This window comes from Exiguobacterium sp. SH31, from assembly GCF_001816105.1.
GTDB classification, from domain to species: Bacteria; Bacillota; Bacilli; order Exiguobacteriales; family Exiguobacteriaceae; genus Exiguobacterium; species Exiguobacterium aurantiacum_A.
In genome coordinates, this window is record NZ_LYTG01000028.1 from 20325 (window position 1) to 36918 (window position 16594).

At 51.6% G+C, this 16594-nt stretch carries 15 protein-coding genes and 1 other RNA gene; 3 read left to right on the top strand and 13 right to left on the bottom strand.

The genetic code is table 11. From position 1 onward, the window contains the following. Positions 1-79: 79 nt before the first annotated feature. Both A6395_RS03835 and secA2 read right to left on the bottom strand, forming a co-directional pair. Entirely contained in the window at positions 80-889 is an 810-nt protein-coding gene (locus A6395_RS03835; RefSeq protein WP_071397936.1) for an SLAP domain-containing protein, read from the bottom strand. Between the two features lies 1 nt (position 890). Next, positions 891-3254, bottom strand: coding sequence for an accessory Sec system translocase SecA2 (secA2, locus tag A6395_RS03840; RefSeq protein WP_071397937.1), 2364 nt, complete (start codon positions 3252-3254; stop codon positions 891-893). Positions 3255-3508: 254 nt separating this feature from the next. On the opposite strand from secA2, the gene A6395_RS03845 reads away from it, so the two are divergent. Both A6395_RS03845 and A6395_RS03850 read left to right on the top strand, forming a co-directional pair. Continuing rightward, complete coding sequence (locus A6395_RS03845) at positions 3509-4804, top strand: Y-family DNA polymerase (protein ID WP_071397938.1); 1296 nt, start codon at positions 3509-3511, stop codon at positions 4802-4804. Next, positions 4801-5130 (top strand): YolD-like family protein, encoded by a 330-nt coding sequence (locus A6395_RS03850; protein ID WP_071397939.1) that lies wholly within the window; start codon positions 4801-4803, stop codon positions 5128-5130. Before A6395_RS03845 ends, A6395_RS03850 begins: the two co-directional genes overlap by 4 nt. On the opposite strand, the gene A6395_RS03855 is transcribed toward A6395_RS03850, so the two are convergent. Together A6395_RS03855 and A6395_RS03860 are read right to left on the bottom strand one after the other, a co-directional pair. Further along, positions 5127-6683 carry a SulP family inorganic anion transporter gene (locus A6395_RS03855; protein WP_071397940.1) on the bottom strand — a complete coding sequence of 519 codons (1557 nt, stop codon included), beginning with the start codon at positions 6681-6683 and terminating at the stop codon, positions 5127-5129. The genes A6395_RS03850 and A6395_RS03855 overlap by 4 nt on opposite strands. Positions 6684-6822: 139 nt before the next feature. Beyond that, a complete protein-coding gene (locus A6395_RS03860) occupies positions 6823-8235 on the bottom strand; it encodes an NAD-dependent epimerase/dehydratase family protein (RefSeq protein ID WP_071397941.1) in 1413 nt (470 codons plus the stop codon). A 139-nt stretch (positions 8236-8374) separates the two neighbouring features. Between A6395_RS03860 and A6395_RS03865 the strand changes: the two genes are divergently transcribed. After that, entirely contained in the window at positions 8375-8563 is a 189-nt protein-coding gene (locus tag A6395_RS03865) for a hypothetical protein (RefSeq protein ID WP_071397942.1), read from the top strand. Positions 8564-8646: 83 nt separating this feature from the next. Here the strand turns inward: A6395_RS03865 and A6395_RS03870 are convergent, their stop codons facing one another. The 9 genes from A6395_RS03870 to rnr form a co-directional block, all read right to left on the bottom strand. After that, the gene (locus A6395_RS03870) at positions 8647-9708 is read right to left on the bottom strand and encodes a hypothetical protein (protein WP_071397943.1); all 1062 of its coding nucleotides are present in this window, start codon (positions 9706-9708) and stop codon (positions 8647-8649) included. Positions 9709-9777: 69 nt separating this feature from the next. Beyond that, on the bottom strand, positions 9778-10425 hold the full coding sequence (locus A6395_RS03875; RefSeq protein ID WP_071397944.1) for a hypothetical protein: 648 nt from the start codon (positions 10423-10425) through the stop codon (positions 9778-9780). Between the two features lie 28 nt (positions 10426-10453). Further along, positions 10454-10924, bottom strand: a complete 471-nt coding sequence (locus A6395_RS03880) for a GNAT family N-acetyltransferase (protein WP_071397945.1) — start codon at positions 10922-10924, stop codon at positions 10454-10456. A gap of 197 nt (positions 10925-11121) precedes the next feature. Next, complete coding sequence (locus A6395_RS03885) at positions 11122-12081, bottom strand: HNH endonuclease signature motif containing protein (protein ID WP_071397946.1); 960 nt, start codon at positions 12079-12081, stop codon at positions 11122-11124. A gap of 71 nt (positions 12082-12152) precedes the next feature. Beyond that, complete coding sequence (locus tag A6395_RS03890; RefSeq protein WP_071397947.1) at positions 12153-12761, bottom strand: hypothetical protein; 609 nt, start codon at positions 12759-12761, stop codon at positions 12153-12155. 203 nt (positions 12762-12964) lie between these two features. Beyond that, the gene (locus A6395_RS03895) at positions 12965-13120 is read right to left on the bottom strand and encodes an alcohol dehydrogenase (RefSeq protein WP_071397948.1); all 156 of its coding nucleotides are present in this window, start codon (positions 13118-13120) and stop codon (positions 12965-12967) included. A gap of 127 nt (positions 13121-13247) precedes the next feature. Then, positions 13248-13603, bottom strand: a transfer-messenger RNA (tmRNA) gene (ssrA, locus tag A6395_RS03900). 49 nt (positions 13604-13652) lie between these two features. Further along, positions 13653-14123, bottom strand: coding sequence for an SsrA-binding protein SmpB (gene smpB, locus A6395_RS03905; protein WP_070328710.1), 471 nt, complete (start codon positions 14121-14123; stop codon positions 13653-13655). Positions 14124-14171: 48 nt separating this feature from the next. After that, positions 14172-16586, bottom strand: coding sequence for a ribonuclease R (gene rnr, locus A6395_RS03910; RefSeq protein ID WP_071397949.1), 2415 nt, complete (start codon positions 16584-16586; stop codon positions 14172-14174). Positions 16587-16594: the final 8 nt, after the last annotated feature.

Consider the following 16594-nt stretch of genomic DNA (forward strand, 5'->3'; position numbering starts at 1 on the left):
CGTAAGGGGTTTTGTTCACTTTTTTGACACAAAAATAGACCCGGCTTTTTATCGAGAGCCGGGTCGTCTATCGTACTGCTTATTGTTTGATGCGGACCGTGAACGGACCGTCCGCGATGACGTCTGCGAAGACGACCGAGACCGGATAGGCATGTTTGCCTTGGACCGGCTCGCTCAAGCGAATCGTCGTGTTCGCGATCGCCTCGTCCCCGCTCACGAGTTCGAGCGGTAACTGTTCAACGTTCAGTTCATGCTCATAGCCGTTACGGAGAAGCAACGTCGCCGTGACGTTCGTCTCACTTGTTTCGACCGAGACGAGCATCAAATTGAACTCATTCTCGCCGACGGGCGGTGTCGACACGTTCGTGCGACGAAGCTGTTGCCACGCCGTGTTCGAAAATTGTTCGACTTCCTCATCTAGAAGCATCTGTAACGGATCGATCGGATTCATTTGGAAGACGAGTCGCATCGACGTCAGTTCTTCCGCTTCAAACTCGCCGAACAGTTCATCTGCAAAAAAGTCCAAATAGACCGGTTTGCTCGTCCACGGCTCGAAGCTCGGAAGGTCGACACGGCTCAATACTTTCCGTCCGAGCGGGACGTTGTCTTTGTTCAAGAGGAGAACCGGCAATTCATTGACTTCGAACGAGCTCGGAAGCGTGTTTCGGAACAAGGCGACGAGTGACAGGCCGTCCATTAAGTTTTCTGCGTGCAACAGCTCGATCGACAGTTGGTTGTCGAGGAGCGCCGGCAGCCGCTTCGCGTGATAGCGGAACATGTACTCGTCTTCTTTCGGAATCCCCATGTCGCTGTCGATCACGAGCGTCAGTTGACGCCCTGTCTCGGTCTTCCCTGTATCGATCTGTTTACGTTTACGAAATCCTAACATATTACTCCTCCTCCAATTGCGTGACGAAATAGCGGTCGAGCTGACATACTTCCGTCGTCACTTCACGGGCAATATTGACATACGTCTGTTCGAAGATCTCAAATCCTTCTTTACCGAACTGACGACTCGGGTCTTCCTGCCCATAACTGCGGAGTCCGATGCCTTCTTTTAATCCGCTCATCGTCGTGAGGTGGTCCGTCCATTTCCCGTCCAACGCCCGTAACAGTGATTCTTTGACGAACGTCACGACTTCCTCGGCTTGAAGACGGGCCTCGGCCGTTTTGACGATGTCGTCGATCCACGGCGCAAGATCTGCCTTCAATTCCAACGAGTCGGCGATCTCATCTGACCAGACCGGCTCGCGTGTCGTCAAGTAGACGAGGTCTGTCTTCAACTCGTCGAGCGGCCACTCTTCTGGGACGAGCTCGTCCGAGACGTGCATGTCGATACTGTTCGCTAAAGCGAGATGCATCATGCCGAGCACGTTGTTCGTGATCGCCGCAGCGTCGGCGTTGACCGCCTGATCGCGGATCGTGTAGATGATTTTCCGTTGTTCGTTCAAGACGTCGTCGAGCTTGAACAAGTAGTCCCGAATCGAGACGCCGAGTCCTTCGATCGTCGTCTGCGCGTACTCGATGACGTCAGCCGCGTCTTTCGATAACACTTCGCCATGCTCGTTCGGCTTCAGTTTCTTCTCGATGCGCTCTAGTTTTTGGATCGCGTAGCGTTTGACGATCTCATCTTCGAGCGAGACGAAGAACTGTGTCGCGCCGGGATCGCCTTGGCGTCCCGAACGACCGCGGAGCTGGTTGTCGACACGTTGCGACTCATGGCGTTCCGTCCCGATGACGAACAAGCCCCCCGCTTCTTTTGATTTCGTATCAAGCATGATATCGGTCCCGCGACCGGCCATGTTCGTCGCAATCGTCACTTTGCCGAAGCGTCCGGCGTCGGCGATGATGTCCGCTTCTTGCGTGACCGTCTTCGCGTTCAACACCTCATGCTGAATCCGCTGTTTCGACAAGTGTTTACTGATGGCCTCGGACTGGGCGATCGACGTCGTGCCGATCAACACCGGGCGTCCCGTCTCATGCAGCTCGACGACTTTCTCCGTCACGGCCGCATACTTTTGGTCGACCGTCATAAAGATGCGGTCCGGGTGGTCTTCGCGCAAACGCGGCCGGTTCGTCGGCACTTGGACGACATCCATGTTGTACGTCTTCAAAAACTCTTGGCGAGACGTCTGGGCCGTCCCGGTCATACCTCCGATGAGCGGATACATCCGGAAATAATGCTGAATCGTGATCTCGGCCGTCGTCTTGTTCTCTTCGGTAATCGTGACGCCTTCTTTCGCCTCGAGCGCCTGATGGAGTCCTTCCGACAGACTGCGTCCTTCCATGATCCGTCCCGTGAACAAGTCGATGAGCTCGATCTTGTCTTCTTTGACGATATAGTCGACGTCGAGTTCGAACAAGACGTTCGCCCGGAGCGCTTGGACGAGGTAGTGATAGAGCACTTGATGCTCGGCGCTGAACAAGTTGTCGACCGCGAACATGTCTTCGATTTTCAAGATCCCGGAGTCGGTGAGCGCCGTCGATTTCGATTCGAGGTCGACTTCGTAGTCCGCCTCGTCGAGCTCGGTGACGACACGTTGCGCCAACTCCTTCAAGCGGATGTGCGAGCGGTCTTTTTGGGCGATGATGAGCGGCGTCTTCGCCTCGTCGATCAAGATGCTGTCGACTTCGTCGATGATGGCGAAGTGGAACGGGCGCTGGACGCGCTCTTCCGGTGACCCGACCAAGTGATCGCGCAAGTAGTCGAACCCGAACTCGGTCCCGACGCCGTATGTAATGTCGGCCTGGTACGCAGCGTGCTTGTCACTCTGTTCCATCTCAGGAACGTTCAAACCGACCGAGAGACCAAGGAAATCGTGGATCTGCCCGATTTGGTTCGCGTCACGCGTCGCGAGATATTCGTTGACGGTGATGACGTGGACGCCTTTGCCTTCAAGTGCTATGACGTAACTCGGGAGCGCGGCGACGAGCGTTTTCCCTTCCCCGGTCGGCATCTCTGAGATGTTCCCTTCGAGGAGGGCGAACCCGCCGATGAGCTGGACGTCATAGTGACGCATGCCTAAGACACGCACCGCCGCCTCACGGACGAGGGCGAACGCTTCTTCGGCGACATCATCGACTTTGGCGCCGTCGGCGATTTTTGCTTTCAATGTTTCGGTATATGTGCGCATCTCGTCGTCCGAGAGCGCCTGCATCGTTGTCTCTAATTGGTTGATCCGGTCGACGCGTCGCTGATAGCCTTTCAAGCGCCGGCTCTGGTCATTCGTCAATTGCTTTACAAACTGAATCACGTTGTAGCCTCCATTTAGTTCACAGTCATTGTCAAATCCATACCCGTCTATTATAGCGAAATTTTGCTCATTTCGGAGACTTTTTTACGAAAACTTCCTAAAAGATGGTTTTTAAATTGTGAAATTCCTATAAAAATTGGGTAAATTTCAAAATATATTTACAAGTTTATTTTCATTTTTCTATTTGAGACGGTTTGAGACCGTGATACGATAAGAAAAACAGAACATTTGTTCGTGAAAAAGGAGATGGGATCATGCGCCGGCGGATCTTCTGTGTCGACAGCGTCTCATTTTATGCCAGCTGCGAGTGCGCAGCCCGTAACTTGAACCCGTACAAGACGAAGCTCGTCGTCTTATCGAACTTACAGGACAGCGGCGCCCTTGTCCTCGCCGCGACCCCGCCGCTGAAACGGCTCGGCATCAAGACCGGCTCCCGGCGCTTTCACATCGACCGCCTGCCTTGGCATGAACGACGGCACGTCCTCTACGCCGAGGCCCGGATGAGCCACTACTTGAACGTATCGGTGCAAATCGTCCACATCCTGCACCAGTTCGCACCGCCTGAGGCGATCCGCGTCTACTCGGTCGATGAGACGCTCGTCGACTTGACGGGGACGGAGCGCTTGTTCGGGAACGATGACCACGTCGCCCGCCTCATCCGCTCGACCGTCTTCCGCTACACCGGCGTCCCGGTCACGATCGGGATCGGACCGAACAACGTCCTCGCCAAACTCGTCCTCGACTTGCATGGCAAAACGACCGGTGTCGCCAGTTGTGCCCTCCACGACGTCGAACGATTGATCCATCCGGCGCCGATCGAGAAGATGTGGGGCGTCGGGGCGAAGATGGCGGTCCATCTCCATCGGCTCGGCATCGACACGATCGGCGACCTGGCCCGTTATCCGCTCGACGTGTTGCACGATAAGTTCGGTGTCATCGGCGCCGAGCTGTGGCACCACGCCTGGGGCATCGACGAGTCGCCGACGATCCTGCCGGCGAGTTCGCTGTTCGGGGCGAAACGCCAACGGCCCCGGACGATTGGCCACGGCATCACGCTCATGAAAGACTATACGACGGAAAGTTCGATCCGACTCGTCTTGCAGGCGATCGCCGTCGAGGTCGGGATGCGGATGCGGCAGTCGGGGCTCGTCGGCGGCAGCATCCATCTCGGTGTCCGCTACACCCGGACGAGCGAGCGGCGCGGCTTCAGCAAACAAAAAAAGCTCGCCCGCTTCACAGCGGACGAGCGTGAGTTTTTGCCGATCCTGTTCCAACTGTTTCTTGAGGCGTGGGACGAGACCGAGGCGGTCCGTTACGTCTCGGTCGCCCTCGGCAAGCTCGAGCCCCGGAGCGACCACGTCCAGCTGTCGTTGTTCGAGGACGAATGGGCCCGGGCCCGTCGGTTCGACTTTTTAGACCTCGTCGATCAATTGAACGTCCGCTTCGGCCGCGGCACGATCCGTCCGGCCTCGAGTCTACTGAAAGACAGTCCGCTCCGCACGCGGCAACGCCTGATCGGCGGACATAAACAAGGAGGTGAACCGTCATGAGCCAAACCCGCTACAAAGACCGCGGTGAATTGAAGTGGATCCCGTTCCTCATGCCCGAACACGTGGCGCTGCTCAAAAAATATTACGCCCACGTCCAAAAGATCGAGCTGCCCGACATCGACGAGCAACTCCTTTATCTGTGGCAGACCGAACTCGAACGGGCCATCCGGGAAGGCGACCAAGTCGAACTGACGTTGTTCGAGGATGGTCTCGCCCGCTCTATGCGTGGCTACGTCCATGCCATCTATTACGCCGAACGCGAAGTCGAACTGTTCGACACGGACGTGCGCCGCATCCCGTTCAGCCACATCCTGTCGGTCCGTTAAGACGCGTCAATCGCGTCTTGCGTCGTCTCGAACGTCGCAATCCCGTCAAGGACGCCGTAATGGTCGAGCGTCTGCCGCACGGGTTCCGATAAATGGGCGAAAACGACACGACGATCCGCCGCTTTCAGTTCCCGGACGACCCGGCGGACTTCTTCGACCGCCGTCACATCGATGACCGGACAGCGATGGAAGTTGAAGATGAACACGTCGGGCTCATTATGGATGTGTTGCAGGACGTGCTCGAACATCTCGATCGCCCCGAAGAAGAGCGGCCCTTCGACGCTGAAGACGACTTGGCCGTCGCGCGTCACGTAACGTTCCGTCTGTTCGCGGACGTCGATCGTATCGGCCATCCGTTTCGCGAACAAGGCGAGCGCACAGATGACCCCGACCTCGACAGCGACGACAAGGTCGACGAAGACGGTCAGCCCGAGCGTGACAAGTAGCACGAGCGATTCGGCCGACCGATGCTTGAGCATCTCAAAGACGTGGTGTCGCTCCGACATGTTCCAAGCGACGCGCATCAAGATCGGCGCGAGTGCGGCGAGCGGGACGTAGCTCGCGAGTGGCGCCAAGACGAGTACGGCGAGAAGCACCGTCAACCCGTGGATGACACCCGAGCGACGGCTGACGGCTCCGGCTTGGATGTTCGTCGCCGTCCGGGCGATCGCACCTGTCGCCGGGATGCCGCCGAAGAACGGGACGACGACGTTGGCGAGCCCTTGCCCGAACAGTTCCTTGTCCGGGTTCATCTTCGTGCCGGCCATGCCGTCCGCGACCGCACCTGACAACAGCGATTCGAGCGCCCCGAGGAAGGCGATGGCGAACGCCGATGGGAGCAGCGTCGCAATCAAGTCGAGGTCGATCGTGAGCCAGTTGAAGTCAGGCAGTCCGCTCGGGATGCCTCCGTAGGCGCTGCCGATCGTCGCGACCTCCCCTGGGATGACGAGGCTGATAAACGTCGGCACGAGCATCGCCATCAACAGAAGCGGCAATTTTACGGGCAGTTTCGGGACGAGCCAGAGCGTCAAGAAGCCGATAGCCGCGATACCGATCGGCCAGAGACTCGCCTCGGGGAGTGACGTGACGAGTTTTAGGACGTTCTCGTGGAAGTGCGGCGCCTTCTCGAACGTGATGCCGAACAGTTCATCGAGCTGGTCGACGAAGATGACGACGGCGATCCCCGCTGTAAAGCCGATCGTGACGGCGCGCGGCATGAAGCGGATGAGCCGGCCGACGCGGAGCACGCTCATAAGAAACAGCAAGATCCCAGCGAGAAATGTCGTCACGAGCAGCCCTTCGTAGCCATGCGCCAGCATAACGCCCGAGACGATCGGGATGAAGGCGCCGGTCGGTCCGGCGATTTGGAACGTCGAGCCCCCGAACAGGCTGACGAGGATGCCGGCGATGATGGCCGTATAAAGGCCGTACACCGGTCCGACGCCCGAGGCGATCGCGAACGCCATCGCGAGCGGAACGGCGACAACCCCGACGGTGATCCCGGCCGAGATGTCTTTTTGCCACGCCTCACGCTTACTCATTAAATTTTCCATCTTACATTCCTTCTTTCCATTAGTTCGAAAACAAGTTCAGTGTACGCCTGTCACCACTTCTTGTAAACGTCACAGAAGAAACGTTTACATAATCGACAAACCAAAAAGACGTATCCATCACGCGATGGACACGTCTTCGTTAATTGGTTGGTGCTTCGACGACTTGGTCACCCTCGTCCGACTCTTCCCCGAGCAAGCGGACGTGGCGGCCGAATAGCCACATGACGACGAGATGGGCTTTCGCCTGCGTCTTCGTATAGAACCACCACGGCATGGCCGGTACGAACTCGTGGATGGCGATAAGCCCCTCGTCCGAGTCAGGGAGTCGCCTGAACTCAAGGCGGCCGGTCTTGTCGTCCTCGGTCAGCTTCGCGAACAGTCCCCCATCGATCTCGAATGAGGCCATGTCGTCCGTCGCCGCATCTTCAAGCGACAAGTGGAGTGCGACGAGTGACGGACGGAGGAGCGCAATCTCCCAATCATCCTGTTCTTTCGTCGTCTGGATGAGCGGATAAGCGATCCGCCCGAGCCATTCGAAATATTCGTCGGCCATCCAGGCAGCCGATTTATCGTCTGGCAGACCGAAGCGTTGAATCGAACGGACCGTATACTGTTGCGGCGCTTTTTTCTTCTTCTTGTCACTCGCCTTCTGCTTCGCTTCTTCCTCGAGCGCATGCTCGACCGCTTCTTTGAACGGAATCTCGCCTTGTTTGACACCGGTCGTATCTTTCGCGACCATGGCGTGACCCATGCTCTCGACGAGCGGATAGACAGTATCTTTCGGCTCACCTGTGACCGCCATGACCCAAAGGCGCGACAGCTTGATTGTCGGGAACGGGAAGTCGATCATGACGCGACGTTTGCCCATGACGTCAGCCGTATCTTCGATCATCTTTCGATACGTCATCACTTCCGGACCACCGATGTCGATATGATGGTCGTACAGCGACTCGGCCCCGACGACCGAGATGAGCGCTTGGACCGCTTCTCGCAAATCAATTGGATGTGTCTCCGTCTTCGTCCAGTTCGGGAGGATCATGACCGGGAGTCGTTTGACGAGTTTCGCGAGAATCGGGAACGACGACCCTTCCGGACCGATGATGAGCCCGGCCCGGATCGTCGTCACCGGGACACCTTGCCCGCCGAGGATGCGTTCGACCTCGAGCCGGCTCTTCAAGTGCCGTGACAACGTCTTCGACTCTTTCGGAATGATGCCGCTCAAATAGACGATCTGTTCGATATCGTTCGCGCTCACTGCTCGGGCGAAGTTGTCAGCGATCAGCGCGTCCATGTCTTCGAACGTCGCCTGCGTCAACCCGCCGTCCGGGATCATCGAGTGGACGAGGAACATGGCGTAGTCCGCCCCCTCACACGCCTCGCGCGTCTGTTCGTACGAGAACAAGTCGCACGACCGCCACGTGATGTGGTCTTCGTCTTCTTTGTTCTTCGTCGAGCGGGACAAGGCGATAATGTCGTACTCTTCTTTTAAATGTTCCATCACGTTCGAGCCGATATAGCCGCTCGCCCCCGCGATGACGATGGTTTTCCGCATAGTGGTCACTCTCCCCTTCATTTGCACATAGAGGTTATGTACCCGTCTTGGACTGAGATTAAATCAGTCGCGAGCCCTACAGTGTGCATTGGAAAATTTATGTAAACTAGACTCAATTACAGGAAGAGGAGGAATGGTTATGGGATTTTGGTATTTCTTGATGCTGTTGATCGGTGGCTGGCTCGTAATTCGTGCCGTATTCAAAAAGAACACGAACGGCCTCCTGCGGATTGGCACACTTGTCGTCGGTGGTCTGTTGATCGCACTCGGATTGTTCATGTTTCAAGATGGAAGTGCTGAAATCGTAGCTGATTTACTAAACTTGTAACCACGGATCACATGCGAGGTAGTAAATCTACGTATTAAACTTTTAACATGAACCTTTATGCCATCGGCCCAAGGTTCATGTTTTTATTTTATTTGAGACGCAGCAAACCGTTTCAGCTCCTCGCATAATACAAATAAGCGAGCTTCAATTGCTTGCCTGTCCCCGTAACGAATGATGTCTTCGGGGGTTATATCTTTTAAGAGTAACTGATGGTGAATAAAAGCTGTTTCAAGCAGCTGGAGTAATTGCTCGCCTCTCACCTCACGGATCACTGCTTTATTCCCTTCACTGTACCCGGCAAGAAACCCTTCAGCCATTCCTTTTAATTGTTGCTCACATAAATCGAACCGATGCTTTTTATATCGCTCTGTCTGCGAAAGAACAAGAAAGAATGTCTCATACAGGTTCATAAAATTACCCGCCATTCCTCTTGGAGCATATAAACTCGGATAGGGATCGATCAAACAGACCTGGTCGTCCCGCAACAAAATGTTTTCTGGAGAAGCGTCTTGATTGACGAGACTTATATTCACGACTTGCTGATTTCGTAGCTCCGTCGCTGCTATTAAAGCTTGTGGGACTTTTTCATCCTGAAACTGTGGATATACAGTACATAACGTCTCATAATCCGCTATATGTTCCGCACTTTCTTCTTGGATGAAGGCGTGGAGTTCCCCCTCTAACACACCGTGCAACCCTTTTTCTTCTGTCCACGTCAAGTAACCCAATCCGCTGATTTCTTGAGAAACTTGATCTGTCTTCCGGTAAATTCCCCCTATTTGTTTACCAATCTGCAGTACTTGTTCCTTTGTCATCGTATGCAAGTCAATCTGTTCTCCCCCATACGACTCTAACGTATAGGTGAGATCAGCTGATACATAGAACTCGTAAAAGTCTGGTGCGGCTCCGTTTACTGCTTGATTGACAGACTGGTAGTACAATTTCGTAGCGGCGTATTCTGCGGTTAGTTCCTCTTCGTTAAACGAGATAGACTTTCCGTAGGCAATGTCTTTTGGGATGCGCAAGACAAGCTCGCGATTCTCTTTCACTACTTTCCACGCATCATGCCATGCCCCTGAACCGAGAAAGGCTGGATCACTTACATCGGCATGCTGGAGCACCCGTTTTAACCTTGCTTTATTCATATTTACACCCGATTTCCTGAATGCTTTATCTTCGATATCTCTGAGTCCTATTCTGAACCGAAGTCCTATTTAAAATTCTTTATTCCATCCATAGTTTTCTTCCAACAGCTCGCCATTTTCCGCAATATAGTCTAGCATCACATACCCATGCTGTAGTTTATCTTCAGTTTTTAAATACGATATAAAATCATTAAATAGGACTTCATCATCATCTTGTTTTTTTCTACGGAGTGTAATTCCAATCGTAGGTACAGCGTCATGTTCTTTATAGCTCCCTGGATTAGACGGTTCAAGACCTAGCTTGTTACCTATCTCTTCGTCATAAAGAGCGAAAACATCAGTAGTGTCCCCAAAATTCTGTTTTACGTAAGGTGTGATTTCTTTCTCTAATTCATCTGCCCATTTATCAGCAGCATACGTATCAATCATTTGTCTTGTTGCATCATCATAATAAACAAAGAATCTCGTTTGATTTCTTTTATCTACAACTTCGGCTGCATAGTCGAAATTAAAATTACCCATGTTATCAAAATACACATCATATATTTCAAACTGATCATCAAAATGTTCTTCTAAATAGATCTCTGCTTGCTGTTTCACTTTTTCTTCTTCATCTTTGTCCGGCTTCATGGATTGAACAAACGAGAATGCAAGGACAGAAATTCCTAATACGATCACCCCGACAATAATCAATGTCACTTTTAAAATTTTCCCCACGTAGATTCCCCCTGATATAACGTCTAATCTACAGCTTTTTGTCCATCGCAATCGACGAAATTGAGTAGCCCATCTTTTTGTATAACTCACACGCGTGTTCATTAGATCCAAACACACTGAGTCCGACTGAATGTGCACCTAAATCTTTCACTACACTGTCTTCTACCATTTTTAGTGTGGCTGTACCGTATCCATTTTTTCGATGAGATTCGTTTATGTAAATGTGGTAGATGAAAGCTTTATTGGTCTCTTTTTGAAAACTGTACCAGATCACTCCCACTCTCTCATTTTCTTCGTGACAGAAAACATGAAATACATACTGTCCTTCGGTTGCTTGTTTTTTTGGAAATAAATTCGTTATCAGTTCACGAGAATCGTCCATCGCTTTTTCTAACGGAATCATAAAATTTTTCGCGAAATCTGAACCATAGTCAGGTATTAAAAACTCTAAATAAGTATCAAACTCTGATTCGTTCATTTGTTGAAAACTAATCGTCATCACATAACCTCCATGAATTAAAAAGTTAAATCCATCCAATTTTATAATTTACTTATTATACCATATTTAACTTTTATCTTTTAGCAGAAAGTCATCCTTGAACGACTGTACTGTCTCCCTTCACCATAACGAAGCGATCACACGTGGAAGTATAACGAAAGACAAGTCGAATCTCATTAATCAAGATTCGACTTGTCTCATGTCTTAGGTACCCAGTTGGCTTCAAACCCATTTTGCACAGCATAGTCGTACAGGTGAATCAATTTCGCCTCTTTATACGTGTTCATCTGCTCGGACACTCGCAACTCCTGATTGCGTTCCACAAGCGTATAAAGATAATCAATCTTCGCCATTCGATTGTTCTTGCTCGTATTACAAGTCGGACAAGCGAGGACAAAATTCCATAAGACATCATTCTGTATATACGACCACGGAATAAAGTGATCGACATGAATCTGTTTGAGCGGCTTCATACAATAAAAACAGATGGCGTGACCGTGACTCAGTAAAATCTGTTTAAACTCGTCGAGCGATTGCCGGGCCGAGACGAACTCGATTTTACTCAAAATCTGCTCCATCGCTTCACGAGTATTGTATTTTTCTAAAAAGACGGCGAGTTGATAATTCGTGACATTCATCAATACACGCTTATATTTCTCGAAAAAAATGACATAGCACGGCACAAGTTTGACCCACTCTTCTTTCCGATTGAATGAATAGACGGTCCCCTCGAACGAAGCATAGAACGAGCCATACACATACTTTTTATAGAATTGATTCACGTTTCGAATCAATTGTTGCTGCTGCTCATCTGGCAGACGGTCAAAGTTCCATGAAGACGGAATCTCATGCGTCGCTTGAAATGCGAGCATTGTTTGTTCCACCGAACTCATCTTTCCAGTCTGATTCACTTGTCGCAATCCGTGCGTCACGATCAAATTCCAATACATCTTCGTCACGTGTTTTGAAATTTGCTGGAACGTCAATATCCCGGAATCACTCAATTCGGTCGTGCATTCAAGTAACGCTTTCATGAGCATATGCTTGTATGTCGTCGTATGTGTCGCGTTCATTAAAAACTGTTGCGTGAAGCGCCACAAATCCGTTTCTGTTAAGTACTCACTTTTCGCTTCCGCGACTTCTAAATTCCAGCCCAATGACCTCACCCCCACTCATTCGTTACATCCTCGATTATAACGAATGAGGAACAAGAGCGGATCAAGGTAAATCAAACAGGAGCCGAAAAATCTTTTTTGATTTGTTCTATATCGATATTTGTTTTTTCATGAATATAACGGACTAACGTATCATACTGTTCGACAGTATTTAGCTTTTTAAATTTCTCAACATCTCCTTCAAAGTCTTTAAAGTACTCGCTTTGATATTCAGGATTGTTAAAGAACTTTAGATATTCCATATAATCTTTCACGGTCATCTGGCTCACGATTTGAGAGAGAACTGCATCCCACTCTTTTATCCGACTCTCATGAATCTGTTTTTTGATGACGATGTCCTGCGCCTTCTCAAATTTAATTTGTTGAATGCATTGCTCCACTTCTAACTTATATTGGAACAACTCGTCTCGATTTCGAGTATCTACTGTAGGGATCACCTCTGTTAAATAATATTGATATCTCTTCTTTCGAGGATGCATGATTTTTTCTTTTGCTTTTTCAGGATTTGATTCTTTATTCGTACGCTTTCTAAGTTGTTCCGTTACACCAAGTGCACCAAATGCTCCAACAATTTCATTTTTATGAGCAAGTGCAAACTTCCCTACTGCCGGACCATACTTTTTGACTCCGTTCATAATTAATTCCGTAGATTTTTTTGACATGAGGATTCCTCCTATGATGGTTATGTATATTCTCGTGACGATTTTTTAAAAACAGCTCATAGTTTATATTCAACAAAGTAATATTCAATCCTTTGATCCCGTTCAAAACCCAAATAATGGCGTCGTCCATTCAAGTTGTCCATTCACAAAGAAAGGATTATTGAGCAAACACTCAATAATCCTTTTGCTATAATGCTTTCTTATCATTCACCAGACTCTTTTGTGTCTTTTTGCTTCTGCAAATATGCTTCTCGAATCTGATTTAGCTTTTCTTTTTTATTCGAAATAGCTGGTTTTTTACCGTCTTGATACTTTGCAGCAGCTACTTTACTTTTATGATCTAATTGATATTTTCCCATTCTATTCACCTGCTTTCATTTCATTGTGATTGACTTGCTCCATTAACATCAAAAGACCTTCTAATCTCAATGAAATTAGAAGGTCTTCATTAAAAATCATTGATTGCAGTCACTGTAGACTGCTTAAAAATGGAGACGGCGGGAGTCGAACCCGCGTCCGAAGGCATCGTAACGCATGCTTCTACGTGTGTAGTTTATCTATTGAATCTCAATGTGACACTGCCGATAAACAGGCGTTGTCGCATCCAGTCTGATTCATCTCTTCTTCGCGCCCTCAGACGGCGAGGTTGAAGCGTAGCTTGCTTAGTTTGAGACCCTGAAAGTCATCCACACAAGCGATGGATGTCAGGATCCGCAGGGCACTTAGGCTGCTGCGAGTTGTGTGTTAGTTTTGCCAGTTATAGGCGTTTGCGTTTTAACGAGGCCGACCCCTCGACACGCCACATACGACCGACCTACCCCCGTCGAATCCATAACGTCCCCGAGGTGGTAATTGGTACTATAACTACTATACCACAATCAGGTCTCGCTGTCAGTATTTTTGCCGGTCCCGGAGTGCCCGGTCGACGTCACGCTTCGCGTCTTTCTTCTTCAAGTCATCGCGCTTGTCATACTTCTTCTTCCCGCGCCCGATGCCGAGGAGACATTTAGCGAAGCCGTTCTTGAGATACACTTTGAGCGGGATGATCGTATACCCGTCCCGGCCTTGTGCGCCGATGAGCTGGTTGATTTGTTTTTTATGCAACAATAGCTTTCGGATACGGAGCGGCTCGTGATTGAACCGGTTCCCTTGCTCGAACGGGCTGATATGACAGTTGTGAAGCGTTGCCTCGCCACCGTCAAAGCGAACATACGCGTCGGCGATGTTGATCTTCGACTGGCGCACCGATTTAATCTCGGTCCCGGTCAACACCATGCCGGCTTCAATCGTATCTTCGATCGCATAATCGAAGGACGCTTTTCGGTTTTGCGCGAGCGCGTTCGAATCTTTCTTCTTGGCCATATTACTCAGTCCTTTATATCAAATTACGGAAGGGGTCTCCCCCTCCCGTCAGCGACGTTTCTTCGCTCCGCGTTTCGCGTCGCCTGTTCGTTTTTGACCGTCTTGTTTCTTCAGATCGAGCGCCGAACGTCCTTGCGACGATTTCGGCTTCTCGCCTGGCTTACTCGGCTTGCCCGCTTGACCCGGTTTTCCCGGTTGTCCAGGCTTGCCTGGCTTGCCGCGTTTCGGACGTTTGTCGTCACGACCGCGTCCACCGCGCTTGTCGTCTTTCTTCGGACGACCTTCCGTCGCTTTGATCGTCGTCGGTTGGCGACGGCGCGTCTGTTCCCGTTTCGGCATGCCGACGACCGTGAAGTCGATCGTCCGCTCGTCTAGGTTGACGGCGTCAACTTTGACCCGGACCGAGTCACCGATCCGGAACTGACGTTTCGTCCGCTCGCCGAGCAACATGAGCTGTGACTCGTCGAAGTGGTAGTAATCATCCATCGTTTGAAGACGGACGAGCCCTTCGATCGTGTTCGGGAGCTCGATGAACATCCCGAAGTTCGTGATGCCGCTGACAACACCGTCGAACTCTTCACCGAGACGTGACTCCATGTACTCGGCTTTCTTGAGCGCTTGCGTCTCCCGTTCAGCGTCGACCGAGCGACGTTCGCGTCTCGACGTCTGTTCGGCGATCGAGCTGAGACGTTCCTCGTACTTGGCGATCGTCTTGTCCGACAAGTCCTGGTTGAAGGCGTACGTCCGCATGAGACGGTGGACGATCAAGTCAGGGTAACGACGGATCGGCGACGTGAAGTGCGTATAGAAATCGGTCGCAAGACCGAAGTGACCGAGCGAGACGTCGTCATACTTCGCCTGTTGCATCGAGCGCAACATGATCGTGCTGATAACAGGCTCTTCCGGCTGCCCTTCGATTGCTTTCAAGATCTTCTGAAGCGTCTTCGGTTCGACTTTTTGGCCTTTGAACCGTTCGATATGCACGCCGAAGTTGGCGACGAAGTCGAAGAAGAAATCGAGCTTGTCTGATTTCGGGTTATCGTGCACACGGTAGATGAACGGGACGTCCATCTTGTGGAAGTGTTCGGCGACCGTCTCGTTGGCCGCGAGCATGAACTCCTCGATCAACTTCTCGGCGACCGAGCGTGGGCGCAAGACGATATCGGCTGCTTTCCCTTCCGTATCGACGATGACTTTCGCCTCGGCGAAGTCGAAGTTGATGGCACCGCGCGAGTTACGGCGTGCACGAAGTACTTCTGCGAGTTCAGCCATGAGGTCGAATTCACCGATGTACGGCTCGTAGCGTGCGAGCGTCTCCTCGTCGTCACGTTCGATGATTTCACGGACGTTCGTATACGTCATCCGCTCCGTCGTCTTGATAACACTCGGGAACAGCTCATGGCTGACGACTTTCCCGTTTTGCGGCGAGATCTCCATGACACAGCTAAGCGTCAGGCGGTTGACGTGCGGGTTGAGTGAACAGATCCCGTTCGACAAGCGGTGTGGCAACATCGGGATGACACGGTCGACGAGATACACACTCGTCCCGCGTTCGAACGCCTCGACGTCGAGCGGTGAGCCTTCCTTGACGTAGTGCGACACGTCGGCGATGTGGACACCGAGTTCATAGTTGCCGTTGTTCAGTTTCTTGACGTGGACGGCATCGTCCAAGTCTTTCGCGTCTTCGCCGTCGATCGTGAAGATCGTCTCGTTGCGCAGGTCGACACGGCCGATGAAGTCTTTCTCGTCCGCCTCTTCCGGCACGGCGTTCGCCTGGTCGATGACGTCTTCCGGGAACTCCGTCGGGATGCCGTGCTTGTAGACGATCGACAAGATGTCGACGCCAGGGTCGTTCTTATGTCCGATGATACGGACGACGTCACACGCTCCGGCGAAACGTCCATCCGGATACTTCGTGATGCGGACGACGACTTTGTGTCCTTCGACGGCACCGAGCGATTTGTCTGTGTTGACGATCGGCCAGAAGTTGATGCGTTTGTCGTCCGGTTCAATGAAGGCGAACTGGTCGAGGCGACCGCTCGGGAGCGTGTACGTCCCGACAAATTCAGATAGGCCGCGCTTCAATACTTTGAGCAACACGCCTTCTGTCTTGCCGCGGTTGTCCTCGCGTTTTTTGACGAGGATCGTATCGCCGTGATAGACGTCTTTCAATTGGTCCGGTGGCAAGAACACATCTTCTGTCTCGCCTTCGACCGACAAGAAGCCGAAGCCGCGTTGGTGGATCGAGATGAGCCCGGCCGCTTGGCCGAGCACGGCGAGCGTGCCGTAACGGTTCGTCCGCGTCCGGCCGATCAAGCCTTCCGCTTCAAGTTCGTTCAAGGTGCGGATGAGCTCTTTAAAGGCATCCGTCGACTCGAGCGCAAGACGCTCGGTCAATTGGTCTACAGTCAGCGCTTTGTCGCTTGACTGGATGATTTCTAGTAGTTGGTCACGTAAATTCAACGTGACAC